This is a genomic window from Mucilaginibacter sp. CSA2-8R, from assembly GCF_038806765.1.
Taxonomy (GTDB): domain Bacteria; phylum Bacteroidota; class Bacteroidia; order Sphingobacteriales; family Sphingobacteriaceae; genus Mucilaginibacter.
On the sequence record NZ_CP152389.1, the window covers coordinates 3,465,040 to 3,479,874 of the forward strand.

17 protein-coding genes are annotated in these 14,835 nt (G+C 43.3%); 11 read left to right on the plus strand and 6 right to left on the minus strand.

Going from position 1 to position 14,835, the window contains the following annotated elements; genetic code table 11:
• Positions 1-3: 3 nt before the first annotated feature.
• The 4 genes from AAGR14_RS14910 to AAGR14_RS14925 all read right to left on the minus strand — a co-directional run bounded on the left by AAGR14_RS14910 (position 4) and on the right by AAGR14_RS14925 (position 1,720).
• The gene (locus AAGR14_RS14910; protein ID WP_342645027.1) at positions 4-279 is read right to left on the minus strand and encodes a hypothetical protein; all 276 of its coding nucleotides are present in this window, start codon (positions 277-279) and stop codon (positions 4-6) included.
• A gap of 231 nt (positions 280-510) precedes the next feature.
• Complete coding sequence (locus AAGR14_RS14915; RefSeq protein WP_342645028.1) at positions 511-927, minus strand: hypothetical protein; 417 nt, start codon at positions 925-927, stop codon at positions 511-513.
• Positions 924-1,487: a helix-turn-helix transcriptional regulator gene (locus AAGR14_RS14920; RefSeq protein ID WP_342645029.1), complete on the minus strand. Its 564-nt coding sequence runs from the start codon at positions 1,485-1,487 to the stop codon at positions 924-926. Before AAGR14_RS14920 ends, AAGR14_RS14915 begins: the two co-directional genes overlap by 4 nt.
• Positions 1,484-1,720 (minus strand): hypothetical protein, encoded by a 237-nt coding sequence (locus tag AAGR14_RS14925; RefSeq protein WP_342645030.1) that lies wholly within the window; start codon positions 1,718-1,720, stop codon positions 1,484-1,486. Before AAGR14_RS14925 ends, AAGR14_RS14920 begins: the two co-directional genes overlap by 4 nt.
• Positions 1,721-1,876: 156 nt before the next feature.
• Here AAGR14_RS14925 and AAGR14_RS14930 point away from each other — a divergent pair, with 156 nt between their 5' ends.
• The 4 genes from AAGR14_RS14930 (at position 1,877) to AAGR14_RS14945 (ending at position 4,928) form a co-directional block, all read left to right on the plus strand.
• The gene (locus tag AAGR14_RS14930; protein ID WP_342645031.1) at positions 1,877-2,239 is read left to right on the plus strand and encodes a hypothetical protein; all 363 of its coding nucleotides are present in this window, start codon (positions 1,877-1,879) and stop codon (positions 2,237-2,239) included.
• A 21-nt stretch (positions 2,240-2,260) separates the two neighbouring features.
• Positions 2,261-3,391 carry a hypothetical protein gene (locus AAGR14_RS14935; protein WP_342645032.1) on the plus strand — a complete coding sequence of 377 codons (1,131 nt, stop codon included), beginning with the start codon at positions 2,261-2,263 and terminating at the stop codon, positions 3,389-3,391.
• Between the two features lie 490 nt (positions 3,392-3,881).
• Positions 3,882-4,088 (plus strand): DUF2683 family protein, encoded by a 207-nt coding sequence (locus AAGR14_RS14940; protein ID WP_342645033.1) that lies wholly within the window; start codon positions 3,882-3,884, stop codon positions 4,086-4,088.
• A gap of 354 nt (positions 4,089-4,442) precedes the next feature.
• The gene (locus tag AAGR14_RS14945) at positions 4,443-4,928 is read left to right on the plus strand and encodes a hypothetical protein (protein ID WP_342645034.1); all 486 of its coding nucleotides are present in this window, start codon (positions 4,443-4,445) and stop codon (positions 4,926-4,928) included.
• A gap of 86 nt (positions 4,929-5,014) precedes the next feature.
• On the opposite strand, the gene AAGR14_RS14950 is transcribed toward AAGR14_RS14945, so the two are convergent.
• On the minus strand, positions 5,015-5,530 hold the full coding sequence (locus tag AAGR14_RS14950) for a hypothetical protein (RefSeq protein WP_342645035.1): 516 nt from the start codon (positions 5,528-5,530) through the stop codon (positions 5,015-5,017).
• Between the two features lie 168 nt (positions 5,531-5,698).
• Entirely contained in the window at positions 5,699-6,346 is a 648-nt protein-coding gene (locus tag AAGR14_RS14955) for a heavy metal-binding domain-containing protein (protein WP_342645036.1), read from the minus strand.
• A 138-nt stretch (positions 6,347-6,484) separates the two neighbouring features.
• Here AAGR14_RS14955 and kdsA point away from each other — a divergent pair, with 138 nt between their 5' ends.
• The 7 genes from kdsA to AAGR14_RS14990 all read left to right on the plus strand — a co-directional run bounded on the left by kdsA (position 6,485) and on the right by AAGR14_RS14990 (position 14,694).
• The gene (gene kdsA / locus AAGR14_RS14960) at positions 6,485-7,264 is read left to right on the plus strand and encodes a 3-deoxy-8-phosphooctulonate synthase (RefSeq protein ID WP_342645037.1); all 780 of its coding nucleotides are present in this window, start codon (positions 6,485-6,487) and stop codon (positions 7,262-7,264) included.
• Positions 7,265-7,323: 59 nt separating this feature from the next.
• Positions 7,324-8,259: a KpsF/GutQ family sugar-phosphate isomerase gene (locus tag AAGR14_RS14965; protein ID WP_342645038.1), complete on the plus strand. Its 936-nt coding sequence runs from the start codon at positions 7,324-7,326 to the stop codon at positions 8,257-8,259.
• A 64-nt stretch (positions 8,260-8,323) separates the two neighbouring features.
• Positions 8,324-8,671, plus strand: a complete 348-nt coding sequence (locus tag AAGR14_RS14970) for a DUF3140 domain-containing protein (RefSeq protein ID WP_342645039.1) — start codon at positions 8,324-8,326, stop codon at positions 8,669-8,671.
• A gap of 450 nt (positions 8,672-9,121) precedes the next feature.
• On the plus strand, positions 9,122-10,489 hold the full coding sequence (locus AAGR14_RS14975) for an NAD-dependent succinate-semialdehyde dehydrogenase (protein WP_342645040.1): 1,368 nt from the start codon (positions 9,122-9,124) through the stop codon (positions 10,487-10,489).
• Between the two features lie 167 nt (positions 10,490-10,656).
• The gene (gene mnmA / locus AAGR14_RS14980) at positions 10,657-11,745 is read left to right on the plus strand and encodes a tRNA 2-thiouridine(34) synthase MnmA (protein ID WP_342645041.1); all 1,089 of its coding nucleotides are present in this window, start codon (positions 10,657-10,659) and stop codon (positions 11,743-11,745) included.
• Positions 11,746-11,877: 132 nt separating this feature from the next.
• On the plus strand, positions 11,878-14,256 hold the full coding sequence (topA, locus tag AAGR14_RS14985) for a type I DNA topoisomerase (protein WP_342645042.1): 2,379 nt from the start codon (positions 11,878-11,880) through the stop codon (positions 14,254-14,256).
• Positions 14,257-14,289: 33 nt separating this feature from the next.
• A complete protein-coding gene (locus tag AAGR14_RS14990) occupies positions 14,290-14,694 on the plus strand; it encodes a hypothetical protein (protein ID WP_342645043.1) in 405 nt (134 codons plus the stop codon).
• The last annotated feature ends 141 nt before the right edge of the window (positions 14,695-14,835 follow it).

Here is a 14,835-nt window from a genome sequence, read left to right on the forward strand (position 1 = left end):
GGCTTAATAATCTATCTTTAGGTTATAGGGATAAAGCCGGTTGAAAACGACTTGGTCGAGGTTTTTTTGATTGCCTATACTTACATGGCAGTCGAGGCGCCTACGTAGCTCCAGCAGCTGATTAGCCTGGTCAACAGTTAGGTTGTCAAATTGGACCAGTACACCGTCAGCGCCGATGCCCGGTCTTAAATTGGTAAACTCGACTTCCGGTACCGGCGTCTGAGCATCTGCCCATTCTACAATAACCTGAATGTCGGTAGGTGATAATAAAGCGTCCATATATTGGTTAATTAGTGGCTTAATAATGGCCGGATAGCGCCCCGGCCGGCGGATCGTGCGGTAACCCGCTGTAATACCGGCAGGGCTGGCCGGTCCTTAAACATTAAGTTTGCTTATACGTCAGAGTTAAAGAACGAATGCCCAGTGCCGCCGGAAGTGATTAACCGGCTTACTCAAAGTTGCTTGAACTGGTAGCTGAAGCACTGCCCGGCTACGAGGTTCGATAAAGAACTATCCTTCACTTTTTAGTGCATTACTGCCGGCGTTATCCTGCTGGCAGTATTCTATAATTGGTTTGATGAAATTGACATAGTAGTTGTACTGGATGGACAATGGCACAGGCGCCAGGCTCTCAAAAGCAGATTGGTTATCAGCCACGAACTTGTAAATGCTATTGCCTTGTTGCCGGTCAAGCGTACCAAGTATTACAATTAGCTTGGCTGTAGAAACTGAAGCCGGCAAGGCGAACCGGCGCTGTTGTAACCACGACCTGAGCTTGGTGATTATGTATTGCCTATCTAAAAAGTTAACGTACTGTTGAGCGATGGCGATGTTACGCAGCTGCTGTACTACGTGATGCTTCTGATCGGGGTAAACGATGTCCAGGCGTACGTAGCCATGGGCGTGAGTAACTTGTGCTGTGATCATATGAGTTTTTTTTGAAAGGCGAGTTTGATAAGTTCCTTTTTGTTGTCGAGGCCTGACTTACGCCTGATGCCGCGCTGGTGTATTTTGACAGTTTCGACACTGATATTGAGATCAGCAGCAATTTCTTTGTCCAGTTTACATTGAGCAATGAGAGTGAAAACGGCGGTTTCTCTTGGTGAGAGCGTTCCGTTTGGTAATGTTAGAGGGCTGCACAAAATACCAGCAGCGTCGCAGTGTAAACGCTTAGGACAAGGCCAATACTCCGAGTGACTGAGTACCCCATCAATGGCATCCGCCTCGCCATCAAAGGCACCGAAACAGCAGCTGCAGTATTTTTCCAGTTGTTGCTCAATTGACAAGTAACCCATACTGACAAGTGCTTGCACTTTGATGGGATTCTTTTGCATGTCGAATAATACAGTTGCTATCACCTCAGCTGGAGCATCATTAACCCTGGTCACACGACCATTTGTTAAACAGTAGCATACTTCGAGGTTGGCTGGATCATTAAAAAATTCAATGTTGCCGTCTATTAACCCGGCAGGTAATTGACAGATCATAAAGCGTCAATTTGTGCGGTTAACGATTCTACACCAGCCTTATGTGCTTTGGCCAAAGCCACTGCAGCGTTCAATACATCGAAGTTATTTTGGGTACCATACAGAACATTTCGTACAGTTCCAATAGAGAGTCCGGTTTTACCAGCTAACTCCAAAGCCCAACCCTTAGGCAATGAGCTTCTTAACTTTTTGAGTTTAGCAACCTCTTCGGATTTATCGTGACTTAAAGGCATACCACTAATAGGTTATTGCGTGATGAATAATTATGTAATACTTATGCACAAATAATGCACTATAAATTCATTTTTGCAATAAAATGTCTTTATTTATGATTGAAAAACTCACAAGTATTTAAGCATCAGATGAATAAAAATTTCAAATTTTGTACAATGGAAGTTCACATTGGGCAAGAAATTGAAAGACAGTTTCAAAATTCAGGACTTAAGATCGGAGCTTTTGCTGAACGCATAAATACCGGGGACCGAAATGTTTATTCCATATTTCAGAGAAAAGATATCAGCGCTGAAATGCTGGTCACAATTTCTAACGCTTTAAACTTTAATTTTTTCAAACTCTACGAACAAAACTTACCAACTGAGTTTGGCGAGGCAAAGGATAATTACATCAAAAACGATAAATCAATTACAATCTCTATTGATGTGCGCGGAACATTTACAAGCATGGCTGAATTGCCGGAATTTTTAAAAGACGTGAATGAGGCCGCTGCTAAAAGAGGTTTACAGATAGTTTAACACCGTTACCTAAACCAGAAGATGGATTTTAACATAGAGGAAGTAGTTGAAAATATAAGAGTAGTTGACCAAGAGCGCGATTATTGGTTTTTCCGGACATACAGCGGTCATCTTTTTGATGAATTTTATGAAAGAAATTACATTGGGCTCGGCCTCAATGAGATCCCATATCAGTACATTAAGGAAGCATCAAAAGCGGATGAAGCAACTTTCACCCGACTACGCACTTCTATCGAATCGAAATATAATTTTCCTGCAAGTGAAGTAACAAGATGGGCTAACCAGCTTATTGACTTCGAGAAAGGTGTTAAAGTTGGCGACATGGTAATCTCGCCAAGCGGTGGCTCTGAAAAATATGCTTTCGGAATTGTAGAAAGTAAGACTTTTGTTGAGAAAGATTCACGCGTTTTTCAATTTCGGGATAGATTTGAACCTTACCCTGAGAAAAGAAAGCACATCAAGTGGCTTAAGATTATTGATAGCGAGGATCTTAATGGAGACCTCAAAGCTTTGAGTAGTACACGGATGCCTTTAACAAACGCTTTTACTTATCGTGAAGCGATAGAAGGAAACCTTTCTACCGTCTACATTAAGGAAGGACGGATGTATTTGACCATCCAAATTAATCAAGACGACGATATAAATGCGTTCGCTTTTGCCGAGTTTTTGTCTGGCTTAACCTACTTCTACAAAGAGTTTTGCAAAGAAAACGGCGATGAGGATAACGAAGATCTTTTTTTAAAGATAAAGGTTCAATCCAGGGGTAAAATGTTTTTAAAAGCCTTAGCAATTACAGGCGGCATTGGACTTGCGGGACTTATAATTATGAGTAGCAATCATGAGGTCAAGGTGAAGCTACTCAAAGACATTGTTGAGGTTGAAGGGAAGTCAACAGGCTTTTTAGAATCATACACCAAATTTTTGGATGCAAGTCAAGAAAGACAATTTCGCCAAGAAAGGTTCGAAGACAGCATGGCCCGTTTAAAGGCTCAGCCGTTACAGAATTCCGTAACGCCAAAAGAGGATGAATTTAGTGATCCGCAAAGCACTGAGGGGGCAGGAAAGACCGATCCGCATCACGCAAAGAAAGGCACAAAGCAGAAAGATGTTCAAAAACCCACCAAAACTGCATCGAAATTAAAAAAGGAATAAGCCTGCATAGACGGCAGTAGTGTAAGGAAGCGCTAATACAGAAAGTATTAATGAAAACAAAATAAGAACAGTTGTCAACCTGCTGTCTCCAATTTTTTTGTCAATCTTAAAAACACAATAACATAGATAGTAGAGCGGGCTGTATACCAGCATCACTTCAACCATCAACATGCACGCGCAAAAGATTAAAAAAATAGCTGACATCAAATACAAATATACTAAACGCAACAATGATAGAGAAATTTTGTGCTGAGGCTTACAATGCTATGTCAATATGCAACAGTAGCCTTAAAAAAATTCTTTTTGCTACGACATTTAATTTTCTCGTTCCGAGAAAAATCATAAATGATTAACCAACAATACATTATAGGGGCAAAATCCTTCGGCTCTGGGTACTTAAAAGGCAAAATGGAACATGTGTAATGCATGTTCCATTTTTGTTTTAGCCAGAATTTAATGATATTGTAGTACACTAATTTGTGCCGGTTTTATGGATGCGCTGATTGTATACCCTCAAAATAAGGAACAGCTTGATGCTTTGAAAGCTGTAATGAAAGCAATGAAAATTTCATTTAAACAAACCGAAACGGCTTATCCTGAAGCCGTAGTACAGGGCGTTAAGAATTCGCTACAGCAAGCCGAGAATGGGAATCTAAGTACTTACACGGGAATTAAAGACATGCTTGAAGCAAAGTGAGCTTAATTGTTTTCTATACCCCCGCAGCAAAAGATACACTTCAAGCTCTTTATACTTTTCTGACTGACAAGTTTAGTTCGCGGGTAGCTAATAAATTTGTTATCAAAATCGAGCAAACCATTGCGTTGCTCACCACACAGCCTCTTATATTTAAAGCCTCCCCTTTCGATGAACAGGTAAGAATAGCGACACTCAACAAGAATTGCTCACTATTTTATCGTGTTACAGATACACAGCTGCAGTTATTGTACTTTTGGGACAATAGACAAGACTCGTTATTTGATGCTGAAATTTAGTTTCAAATAGCATTTTTAATATCTATTCTTCAAAAACCCGCTTCATCAATACCCGCCCATGATAGACGATTTAAATTCAATACTCAGCTTGAGGCGTTATATCGAAGAGCACCTCCATGAAAACGGCGAGGCTTGGGAACATCAACATTTACCTTTTATAATAGGGATAGTTAGTGCTTTCAACAAAAGCGAAGCTAACTTCTTCAGCCAGACTATTTGGACTTGGCCGCCTAAAGTGCTTTTTGAGTTAGCTGATGCAATACTCAATGGAGGCAATCCGCACCTGGACGAAAATTATATTTACTGCAAAATTTTCAGCCTTACGGACGATATTGAAGATTTGGACTATTTAGCTCAAAACTTGGGTGCCTACTTCTATTCTGCTAAACCGCAAAGCTTCGACGCCGAACTTTTAATTGCTATTAAATTAAAGCTTATCCAAGTATTAGATATAACCAGAGACCAAACTTGGGAAAAGAATTTTCAAGACCTAAACAAAGATATCGACAGACGCCTCTTGGAAATAAGAAGCTCAGACAATTAAATCAAATATCTTATTAGGCATAAATATAAAGAGTTGCTTTATGCAATTCTTCTTATGACATGTCTATGTGAGATTCGCATTCACTTCTATGAAAGTATATTCAACGTAGATTTCTCTGCAATCACCGTCTCGGCAAAAGATTTTAAAACAGGATAATAAAATCTCGTGAATTCATAATCGTTAGAACTACCACACGGAGAGTTTTTAACGACTTCGAGGCTTTTTAAAAAATCACTGATGTCAATTATATGATTAGGCCCGGTTTCGAAATCGCTCCAGCCTGTCATTTCATTGGACTGCCTGATAAATTCCGGAAGGTTAAGATATTCACTTTCCTTAATTTCTTCACAATCCCAGCAACTGTAAAAAAAGGATGAAAAAGAAGTTTCACCCATGTAAATAGCCAATTTTTCGCCGCCGATTTCTGCCCATAAATAAACTTCTTCTTCATAATAAGGACAAAGAGAATATTCTGTTAAATCAGCAACAATTTTGAGTTGTAGCCTAAATTCCTTCAAAACATAGTCGGCTTGCCGAATTTGAGTACGATATTCGAAATACTCTCCTTCTTGTAAATGGAAAGCCTTAGAGGAGTAATCCATTATTATTAATTAAATGAGAACATTATATAAATACTTAACCTTAAGCCATAATTCACAACATTGAGCCTTCGACAAGCTGCATGGTTTACCAATTTACGTTTGATTGTTGAAGAATTTTCGTCGTTTATTTTTTGAAGTGATCGCAGCTAATTGTTTTACTCCGCCCCTCTACTCCACCAAATTCAATCCCCGCAAAATATTCAGCTCCGCAATCACTTCCTTCAAATTTTTGAGGCTATGGCATGCTGCGGTGCCTAATACCGATAAGTCTTGCAGCCTAACGGCTGTACCGGCCATGCATACCATGAGCATACCTTTCATGGTACCAACTTCGGCGTAGTCTATGTCGGTACCGATAACGGCGTTAGCCCCTAAGGTGGCGGCCTGGTAGCGCAGTTGGTTAAAGCAATCGTTTTCGCCTTGCTTGAGTTTGCTACCCATGCGGGCAGAGGTGGCGCCTAATAAGTCGCTCCAGCCCGAGGCTATCTCGGTAAGCACGCCGGTGCCGGTTACGGTTTGGGCAGTCACCATACCAATGATGCTATAATCCCAACCCTGGGGCTGCTGCAAGCTGATGACCGGGATGAGCGGCAGGGCCGCAGCCAGGTCGGCCTGCAACTGCGGGAAACGGAAATTACCAATCTGCATTACTTCTTCCACCAACTTGTCCGAGCAATTGCGGCAGTGGGCCTCGGCCTTATTTTCGGTAAAGTAGTTGATGGCTTTTGACATATGCTCGCTCATTAAGGTGTTAGACGAAAAGAAACCGCCGTTGAGCGATGAGCGGCAGTTAGGGCAATGCGTTAAGGTTTCCATGTTTATTTCAGGAACCTAAAATAAAGCACTCTGCCGAAAATTCCGTCATAACATCGCATATTTAGTTTTAAGCCGCCGCGTTAGCGCTGTAGCCTGCACCGCCATGCTCCTTTGTATTAAAAATTCTACCTTTGCGGCATGAACCTTTTTGAGCAAATACAGCAAAAGCCTTTTTTTATTTTGGGTCCGTGCGTAATGGAAAGCCAGGAATTGCTTTACCAGGTGGCCGAACAGGTGGCCCGCATCGGCGAGCAGTACCAGGTGCCGGTGGTTTTTAAATCATCTTTTGATAAAGCCAACCGTACGTCCATTCATTCGTACCGCGGTCCCGGTTTGGATAAAGGTCTGGAGATGCTGCAAAAAGTAAAAGACCGGTTTAACCTGCCTGTACTTACCGACATACACGAGAGCCACCAAGCCGCAACGGCAGCCCAGGTGGTTGACGTTTTGCAAATCCCGGCATTTTTATGCCGCCAAACCGATTTGCTGGTGGCCGCTGCCCAAACCGGCAAAATAGTCAACGTTAAAAAAGCGCAGTTTTTGTCGGGTCAGGATATGTACTACCCTGCACAAAAAGTAGTGGAGGCCGGCAACAAGCAGGTTATTTTGACCGAGCGCGGCAACATGTACGGCTACAACAACCTGGCGGTAGATTTTAGAAATATACACGACATGAAAGCCTTTGGTTACCCTGTTTGTATGGATTGCACCCATTCGGTGCAACGCCCCGGCGGTGCGGGCGGCAAAACCGGCGGCGACCGTACCTTTGTACCCATGATGGCGCTGGCCGCCAAAGCTTTTGGTGCCGACGGCTACTTTATGGAGATACACCCAGACCCGGACAATGCCCTGAGCGACGGACCAAATATGGTAAAATTGCAGGATCTGGATAAAGTAATTGCCCCGCTACTGGGTTAACTGTTAGTCAGTTAAGCCACGCCGTGCCGTTTAAACAAATACTAACATCACATCAATCTATGCTTGATATTGCCCGCCGGGTTTTTAATGATGAAATTGCATCGCTGCAAGAAGCTGCCGCTTTAATAGACGACCAGTTCACCCAGGCCGTCAATGCCATTTTACAAAGCAAGGGTAAGCTTATTATTACCGGTGCAGGTAAATCTGGCTTAATCGGCAAAAAAATAGCGGCTACGCTGGCCAGTACCGGTACGTCAAGCTTTTTCATGCACCCGGCCGAAGCCTTTCATGGCGATTTAGGCATGGTAGGCACCGACGATATGGTGTTGCTCATCTCCTACTCGGGCGAAACCGATGAGCTCATTAAAATAATTCCGTATTTAAAATGGAATAAAAATCCAACTATCAGTATTACGGGTAACCCCAATTCTACCATCGCTAAAAACAGCAGTTGGCACCTTAACGTGCATATTACGCATGAGGCTTGTCCGCTCAAACTGGCGCCTACCTCATCAACCACGGCTACGCTGGTAATGGGCGATGCTATTGCGGTGGCGCTGATGGAAGCCCGGCAGTTTCAGCCGGAGGATTTTGCCCGCTTTCATCCGGGCGGCAGCCTGGGCCGTAAACTGCTGGTGCGGGTTAAAGATGTAATGCGAACGGATAGTTTGCCTTTTGTGGCCGATGACATCAGTTTTACCGATTTGCTGTTGCGCATGTCTGAAGGCCGCTTAGGGATGGTGATTGTAGGCCATCCCGAAAATATACAGGGTGTGGTAACCGATGGCGACTTACGGCGAGCTTTAATGCGCAACCCGGATACCACGGCACAGTCCGTAAAAACCATGATGAGCCCGACCCCCATCACCGTGAGCGAAGACGCGCTTATACATCAGGCCGAGGAGTTAATGTTGAGCCGACGAATTACCACTATTTTAGTTACCTCGGCAGATAGCGGCGCGCTCAAAGGCATTTACCAGATATACAACCGGTAAGAATACTTTTTTGTCAACAAGTGCTAAGGGATGATGTTATTTGATAAAACAATAACATTAGGCCATGAGCAATCCTATAGACGACAAAGACAAAAAAGAGATCTACGACGAATTTAAATCGCTGGTAAATATGCCGGCTTCGGCACTCGAGAAATGGTTAAAAACAGATGAATCGAAAAAGGTAGGCTTTGACAGCGGCGACGGCGAGTCGGTAGGCCACAAATCTGGCGCGAAAATTATCGATATCCTGCACAAGAAAAAAGCCGACCTCAGCGAAGCCGACTATAAGCATATGCAAAAAGTAGTGGGTTACATTAAGCGCCACCAAGCGCAAAAACCGTCGGGCGATTTAGAATCGACACCCTGGAACTACTCTTTAAAAAACTGGGGTTACGATTACAGTAAAAAGTAGTACTGCAATTATGCCCCCGGATAATATTGTGAGTGATTATAAAATGTAAGCAACAATGGCAACAAAGCTTAAAATCACTAATATCATGCCTTGCATTTTTTGTTCAATAGTTAAGTTACTCATTTTAATTATTGGGTTTAATCAGTTAGTAAATCAATAGTTGTTATTTCAAATATAAAATCGGGAAAATGCGTTTGCAAGGAGCAAACGCATTTTTAGTAAAAATTCAATGTTGCTATATTTTTAGTGTATTTTCTACACCTAAATTCCAATTTGCTTCAATTTTTATTAGCGACGGTTTAATATAGAATTTATAAACCTGGCTGCTCTTAAAACTTATAGTGCTATAAAGTGGCATAATCCGCGTACAAATACGTGATATTTTGTCTTTCACAATAAGAAATTTTAATTTAAACAAAACCATATCTTCTTGCCACCTGCTATTACTACATGGCAATTACATCAATCAACCCGGCCAACGGCACCATAATCAAATCCTACCAACAATTGAGCGACGAACAAATCGCTCACAAAATAAATCAAACTCATGAGGCCTGGCTTTTGTGGAAGCATACCGATTTAAGCGAGCGCAGTAAACTATTAAATAAGCTGGCTGAGGTATTGCAAAGCCGCAAAAATGAGTTGGCACAATTAATGGCACTGGAAATGGGCAAACCCATAAAGCAAGGCGCTAGCGAAATTGAAAAGTGTGCCGCCGTGTGTACCTACTATGCCGATCACGCTGCTGACTTTTTAAAAGATGAGCTAATTGCTACCGATGCCAGCAAAAGTTACGTCACCTATCAGCCTATTGGCGTTGTACTGGCCATCATGCCTTGGAATTTTCCGTTTTGGCAGGTCTTCCGCTTTTTGGCACCTGCTTTGGCTGCCGGTAATAGCGGAGTGCTCAAACATGCATCTAACGTACCAGGCTGCGCTTTGGCTATCGAGGAGATGGTACAGCAGGCGGGTTTCCCGGCACATGTTTTTCAAACCTTACTCGCCGGCAGCAGCCAGGTTGATGCCATGATTGAAAACCCCTTAATCAAAGCCGTTACGTTAACCGGTAGCAACCAGGCTGGTATTAAGGTAGCACAAAAAGCAGGCAGCCTTATTAAAAAGACGGTGCTCGAATTAGGCGGAAGCGATGCCTACATCATACTGGAAGATGCTGACCTGGAACTGGCAGCCACCACCTGTACCGACAGCCGTTTAATTAACAGCGGTCAAAGTTGTATTGCCGCCAAACGCTTCATCGTGGTGGAGGCCGTTGCCGAACAGTTTACCCAACTGATGCTGCAAAAAATGAGCGCCAAAGTGATGGGCGACCCAATGAATGAAACTGCAGACGTTGGTCCGCAAGCCCGGGTTGACTTACGTGATGAATTACATGAGCAGGTGCAGCGCTCTATACAAGCCGGAGTCCAATGTATTTTGGGAGGCAAGGTTCCGGAAGGCAACAACGCTTTCTACCCGCCAACCATCCTAACAAAGGTAACTAAAGGTATGCCTGCATTTGATGAAGAAATGTTTGGTCCTGTGGCAGCCATCATCAGTGCTAAAAACGAGGAAGAAGCTATAAAATTAGCCAATGACAGTATCTTTGGTTTAGGCGGTGCTATATTCACAGGGGATGTAGCACGTGGCGAACGCTTGGCAGCTACGCAACTGGAGGCTGGCTCATGCTTTGTAAATTCGCTGGTAAAATCAGATCCTCGCCTGCCGTTTGGCGGTGTCAAACAATCAGGCTACGGCCGCGAATTGGGGATGATTGGTATGCATGAGTTTGTAAATATCAAGACCGTATATGTTCGTTAAATACATCATCAACATATTATTTTGATTGAGATAACGTTTACTAAACATCTCATTCACAATAGCTATTTACTATCAGTTAAATCCACTATTGGCATGTAAACAGGTTTTACCTGCGCCTGACATGCTTATTTCAAGCTAAACCTGTTAATGCTTATCTTTGTACCCTTATGAGTAAGCACGGTAGAATCTTAGTAGCCATGAGTGGTGGCGTTGATAGTTCGGTAGCATCTATTATGCTGCATGAGCAGGGCTACGAGGTAATCGGGCTTACCATGAAAACCTGGGACTATGCCTCGTCGGGCGGCAGTTCTAAAGAAACTGGCTGTTGCAGTCTAGACAGTATCAACGATGCACGGGCATTGGCGGTAGGTTACGGCTTTCCGCACTATATACTGGATATCCGCAACGAGTTTGGCAATTACGTAATCGACAATTTTGTAGATGAGTACTTGGCTGGCCGCACCCCTAACCCTTGCGTACTTTGTAACACCCACATTAAATGGGAAGCCTTATTAAAGCGCGCCGATAAACTGGATTGCGAATTTATTGCCACCGGCCACTATGCCAACATCCGTCAGCAGGATAGTGGGCGCTACGTAGTATCTAAAGGTCGCGACGAAAATAAAGACCAGTCTTACGTGCTTTGGGGCGTATCGCAAGAAAACTTGGCACGTACACAGTTTCCGTTAGGCAGTTTTACCAAAGCCGAAATCAGGCAGATGGCCTTGGAAATGGGCCAGGCCGAACTGGCAGGTAAAAGTGAAAGCTACGAAATCTGCTTTGTACCTGATAACGACTACCGGTCGTTTTTACGCCACAAAGTAGAAGACTTAGAGCAACGTGTTGGCCCTGGCAATTTTGTGCTTACTGATGGCACTGTAGTGGGTAAACACCAGGGTTATCCATTCTATACTATTGGTCAGCGTAAAGGCTTGGGCATTGCATTTGGGCATCCTATGTTTGTTACTCAAATAAACGCTGCTAACAACACCGTAGTTTTAGGTACTGCCGATGAGTTGCAGCGCAAACAGGCGTGGGTGCGTAACCTTAACCTGGTAAAATACGAAAGTATTACAGAGCCTATACAAGCTGTAACAAAAATACGTTATAAAGATGCCGGCTCCGAAAGCACCATTGTACAGATGGGCGACCACATGAAGGTAGATTTTCATCACCAAGTGTCGGGCATAGCTCCGGGTCAGTCGGCTGTTTTTTATGAGGGGAACGATTTGCTGGGCGGCGGTTTTTTGATGTAAGAGCTACCAAAACATAAACTGCTTTTAACCGAACATTTCTATTTATTTACTGTTGCCCTTTAAAATTAATAGGCAGTGTGAATTTGCGTTTCACATTCTTTGTGTTTTATTTGCAGAAAATTAAGAGCATTAATGGCTAAAAATCTACTCATTGTTGAATCTCCGGCTAAAGCCAAAACGATTGAAGGGTACCTGGGCAAAGACTTTACTGTAAAGTCGAGCTATGGTCATATCCGGGATTTGGTAAAATCCGAGGACGCCATCGATATACCCAATAACTTTGCACAAAGGTATGAGGTACCTGCCGATAAAAAGCAGATTGTTAGTGAGTTAAAGAAATTAGCTAAAGAAGCCGAAATGGTTTGGTTAGCTTCCGATGAGGACCGGGAGGGTGAAGCGATCTCCTGGCACCTGTTCGAAACCTTAGGCTTAAAAGAAAACAAAACCAAGCGCATCGTTTTTCATGAAATTACCAAGCCTGCCATTATGCGGGCTATTGACAACCCGCGTACTATCGATTATAACCTGGTAAATGCCCAACAGGCACGCCGGGTACTTGACCGGTTAGTGGGTTTTGAACTGTCGCCCGTGTTATGGAAAAAAGTAAAGCCATCACTATCTGCGGGCCGGGTACAATCGGTAGCGGTAAGGTTGATTGTTGAGCGCGAACGCGAAATTAATAAATTTAAACCCGAGGCTGCCTACCGTATCGTAGCCATATTTGGTAAAGGCCGTGAGGCGTTTAAGGCCGAACTGCCCGAACGCTTTACTCAACAACAGGAGGCAGAGCAGTTTTTGAAAGATTGTGTTAACGCAGCTTTCACAGTTAAGTCGCTTGATACACGGCCAACCAAGCGCTCGCCTGCCGCACCCTTCACTACGTCAACCTTGCAGCAAGAGGCCAGCCGTAAGTTAGGGTTTTCGGTATCGCGCACTATGTCGGTCGCTCAGCGGTTGTACGAGTCGGGTAAAATTACCTACATGCGTACTGATAGTGTTAATTTATCTGACACTGCCTTAAATGCTGCGCAACAGGAGATTACATCATCATACGGCGAAAAGTATCATCAGTCGCGTAAATATAAAACAAAGTCGGCAAGTGCTCAGGAAGCTCACGAAGCCATCCGCCCTACTTACTTTAATGAGCATACCGTTGATGGCGAAAACGCCGAGAAACGCTTGTACGAGTTGATCTGGAAAAGAGCTATTGCCTCGCAAATGAGCGAAGCACAGTTCGAAAAAACGACGGCTAAAATTGATGTGTCTACCCGTAGCGAAGATTTGGTAGCTAATGGTGAAGTGATGAAGTTTGATGGCTTCCTGAAAGTTTATCTTGAATCTAACGATGACGAGGATGATAACAACCAGGATGGTGACAATGCCATACTGCCGCCGTTAAACAAGGGCCAACAACTGGCCTTGCAGGAAATGACAGCTACTGAGCGTTACTCTCGCCCGCCTGCACGTTATACTGAGGCCAGCTTGGTAAAAAAACTGGAAGAGTTGGGTATCGGTCGTCCGTCTACCTATGCGCCAACCATTTCTACGGTACAAAACCGCGGTTATGTGGTTAAAGAAGACCGCGACGGCAAAACCCGCAACTTTAAGGTATTAACGTTAAAAGACCAGCACATTAAGCTGGATGAAAAAACCGAAAATACAGGTGCCGAACGCGGCAAGCTCTTCCCTACCGATATTGGCGCTGTGGTGAATGACTTTTTAGTACAGCACTTTAAAGGTATTGTTGATTTTCATTTTACCGCCAATGTGGAGAAGCAATTTGACGAGATTGCCCAAGGCTTGAAAGAGTGGACGGCCATGATAAAAAACTTCTATTACCCTTTTCATGAGGGGGTAGAAAGCACCATACAAACAGCCGACAAAGCTCGAGGCGAACGCGACTTGGGTGTGCACCCCGAAAGTGGCAAAAAAATGTCGGTACGCATTGGCCGCTATGGTCCGTTTGTGCAACTTGGCGATAGTGATAATGAGGAAGAGAAACCTCAGTATGCCAGCCTACGCACCGGGCAAATGATAGAAACCATTACGCTCGAAGATGCGCTGGAACTGTTTAAACTACCTAAAAAGGTAGGCTTATACGAAGATAAGGAAATGACGGTAGCCATTGGTAAGTTTGGTCCGTACATCAGGCATAACAGCAGCTTTTATAGTTTGCCTAAAGGCGTTGACCCAATGAGCGTAACCGAACAGCAGGCCATCGAAATTATTGATGAGAAACGCAAGAAAGACGCTGAAAAGCTTATCAAAACTTTTGAAGAAAATGCCGACGTTAAGATATTAAACGGACGTTGGGGTCCTTACATTGAGTTTGAGAAGCTTAACGTAAAGATTCCTAAAGGCAAAGAACCACTGGAACTTACTTTTGAAGAGTGCAAGGCACTGGCCGAAGCCACAGAGAAAGAAGGAAAGAAACCTAACGGAAAAAAATCAGCAGCCAAAAAACCTGTTGCTAAGAAACCGGCAGCCAAAAAAGCAGCCAAAGCAAAATAATATAATACGCTCGGGAACGGGCGTTTTAAAGTAATGATAAAAGACCTGCCTAAAAATTTAGTAGAAGATGTTGCCGTAGCTGTTGCGCTTGAGGGCGAAGGTCCTGAAAGTAAAACCTGGTATGTTTATGTCATAAACTTAAAAGACCAGCCTATCGAGAACGTAATGATCACCTCCAAAGGTTATGGCGAAAAGGATGGTGAGCAGGTAAAAACTTCGGTATTACGCCACATGATGCCTAAAGTAGAAAGCAATGCATCGGCGCTTATTGAGCCTATTGACGAGCAAACATTCGGTCTGAACAATGAGTATTGGGTGAGCTATTATGTCGGTAAAGAAATATTTGATAAAAAGTTTATTTTCCTTCCCGAAAGCATTGTTGAGTCGAACTTTATCAAATTACCCGTGGTTAATAAGCCTGGAGTAATGATAAAGTAACATACAAGTACCGAACTGTTATTTTTAAAACCATTGAATGAATTTTTCAATGGTTTTCTTTTTTTAGCAAATTATAGCCCGATATAAGCGATACCAGAGGCCTGTAACTCAATATTTAAAAAATTTACATTATTTTGCAGT

What these genes read in the sequence shown, in the direction of transcription:
- mnmA (WP_342645041.1), top strand. Translation starts at nt 10,657, where the DNA reads ATGAGTAAGCACGGTAGAATCTTAGTAGCCATGAGTGGTGGCGTTGAT.
- AAGR14_RS14945 (WP_342645034.1), top strand. Translation starts at nt 4,443, where the DNA reads ATGATAGACGATTTAAATTCAATACTCAGCTTGAGGCGTTATATCGAA.
- AAGR14_RS14920 (WP_342645029.1), bottom strand. Translation starts at nt 1,487, where the DNA reads ATGATCTGTCAATTACCTGCCGGGTTAATAGACGGCAACATTGAATTT.
- AAGR14_RS14935 (WP_342645032.1), top strand. Translation starts at nt 2,261, where the DNA reads ATGGATTTTAACATAGAGGAAGTAGTTGAAAATATAAGAGTAGTTGAC.
- AAGR14_RS14915 (WP_342645028.1), bottom strand. Translation starts at nt 927, where the DNA reads ATGATCACAGCACAAGTTACTCACGCCCATGGCTACGTACGCCTGGAC.
- AAGR14_RS14940 (WP_342645033.1), top strand. Translation starts at nt 3,882, where the DNA reads ATGGATGCGCTGATTGTATACCCTCAAAATAAGGAACAGCTTGATGCT.
- kdsA (WP_342645037.1), top strand. Translation starts at nt 6,485, where the DNA reads ATGAACCTTTTTGAGCAAATACAGCAAAAGCCTTTTTTTATTTTGGGT.
- topA (WP_342645042.1), top strand. Translation starts at nt 11,878, where the DNA reads ATGGCTAAAAATCTACTCATTGTTGAATCTCCGGCTAAAGCCAAAACG.
- AAGR14_RS14925 (WP_342645030.1), bottom strand. Translation starts at nt 1,720, where the DNA reads ATGCCTTTAAGTCACGATAAATCCGAAGAGGTTGCTAAACTCAAAAAG.
- AAGR14_RS14930 (WP_342645031.1), top strand. Translation starts at nt 1,877, where the DNA reads ATGGAAGTTCACATTGGGCAAGAAATTGAAAGACAGTTTCAAAATTCA.
- AAGR14_RS14975 (WP_342645040.1), top strand. Translation starts at nt 9,122, where the DNA reads ATGGCAATTACATCAATCAACCCGGCCAACGGCACCATAATCAAATCC.
- AAGR14_RS14955 (WP_342645036.1), bottom strand. Translation starts at nt 6,346, where the DNA reads ATGGAAACCTTAACGCATTGCCCTAACTGCCGCTCATCGCTCAACGGC.
- AAGR14_RS14910 (WP_342645027.1), bottom strand. Translation starts at nt 279, where the DNA reads ATGGACGCTTTATTATCACCTACCGACATTCAGGTTATTGTAGAATGG.
- AAGR14_RS14965 (WP_342645038.1), top strand. Translation starts at nt 7,324, where the DNA reads ATGCTTGATATTGCCCGCCGGGTTTTTAATGATGAAATTGCATCGCTG.
- AAGR14_RS14970 (WP_342645039.1), top strand. Translation starts at nt 8,324, where the DNA reads ATGAGCAATCCTATAGACGACAAAGACAAAAAAGAGATCTACGACGAA.
- AAGR14_RS14990 (WP_342645043.1), top strand. Translation starts at nt 14,290, where the DNA reads ATGATAAAAGACCTGCCTAAAAATTTAGTAGAAGATGTTGCCGTAGCT.
- AAGR14_RS14950 (WP_342645035.1), bottom strand. Translation starts at nt 5,530, where the DNA reads ATGGATTACTCCTCTAAGGCTTTCCATTTACAAGAAGGAGAGTATTTC.